Source organism: Inquilinus limosus (assembly GCF_002195995.1).
Lineage (GTDB): Bacteria > Pseudomonadota > Alphaproteobacteria > DSM-16000 > Inquilinaceae > Inquilinus > Inquilinus limosus_C.
This window is the reverse complement of sequence record NZ_NHON01000226.1, coordinates 1-620: the sequence shown is the minus strand read 5'-3', so window position 1 is coordinate 620 and position 620 is coordinate 1. Positions and strand designations below refer to the sequence as shown.

Sequence of the window (620 nt, the reverse complement as noted above, 5' to 3'; positions counted from 1 at the left end):
GCGGTGGCGGCGGCACGCTCGGCGGCCGGGTCCTCTCGCAGGCCGAGCGCGAGGCGCGGCAGCGCGCCCTGCAGGTCGCCCTGCGCGAGGAGGAGGCCCGTCGGCACATGCCGGAGCCGGCCGAGGCCGAGCCCGCGCTGGAACCCGAGATCGTCGAGGTCGCGCCGGAACCGGCCGCCCCGCTCGACCCGGAGTCGCTGCGCCGGCGCGAGCTGGAAGAGCTGGCCGCGATCGAGAACGAGGCCAAGCGCAAGATCGAGGAGGAGCGCTTCCTGCTCGAGGAGGAGCAGAAGCGCCGCGACGCCGAGCGCGCCGCCGAGGATGCCCGCCGCAAGGCGGTCGCCGACCGCTCCGGCCAGGCTGCGGCAGCCCGCGCCCCGGCCGCCGATCAGGCCGGCCTGCGCGGCGTCCCGGCCACGGCCGATGACGAGGAAGACACTCGCCGCAGAACCGGCGGCGGTCCCGGCCGTGGTGCGCCGGGCCGTGGCGCCCTGCCCGGCGCCCGATCAGGCCGGCCTGCGCGGCGTCCCGGCCACGGCCGATGACGAGGAAGACACTCGCCGCAGAACCGGCGGCGGTCCCGGCCGTGGTGCGCCGGGCCGTGGCGCCCTGCCCGGCGC

At 79.0% G+C, this 620-nt stretch carries 1 pseudogene; it reads left to right on the top strand.

Features of this window, described 5'->3' with window-relative positions:
- A pseudogene (locus BWR60_RS37555) lies at positions 1-545 on the top strand (hypothetical protein); the annotation flags it as partial.
- Positions 546-620: the final 75 nt, after the last annotated feature.